Origin of the sequence: Faecalibacterium sp. DFI.5.82 (genome assembly GCF_029076575.1) — a bacterium.
In the GTDB taxonomy this organism is placed as follows: domain Bacteria; phylum Bacillota; class Clostridia; order Oscillospirales; family Ruminococcaceae; genus Faecalibacterium; species Faecalibacterium duncaniae.
This window is the reverse complement of the sequence record NZ_JARFIS010000585.1, coordinates 1-307: the sequence shown is the minus strand read 5'-3', so window position 1 is coordinate 307 and position 307 is coordinate 1. Positions and strand designations below refer to the sequence as shown.

1 pseudogene is annotated in these 307 nt (G+C 53.1%); it reads left to right on the top strand.

The features are described from left to right. Nucleotides 1-307, top strand: a pseudogene (locus tag P0G09_RS17995) (RNase III inhibitor); the annotation flags it as partial.

The window sequence follows — 307 nt, the reverse complement described above, 5'->3', positions numbered from 1 at the left end:
TCGAAAATGAAATGACGGTGTACATCGTCATTTTTGACCGCAAAGCCTATCAGATCAGCGGCAAGCTGTTTGCCGATATTGCAGCGTACATAGATGACCGCGATGTGGATGAGCATACTGATAATCGTTCCGAGCGTCTGCGCAGGATGAACGCCTTCCGGATGGAAGAACCCATGCCTTGCGAGGCATCCGTTTGTGAAGAGGCAATCGAACAGCTCATGCCTCCCGTCTCTGCGGCGGCTGCCCCCAAAAAGGCGGCAACCATTGATGACGCGCTGGGACAGATCGACGAGAGTTTTTCCGAGAT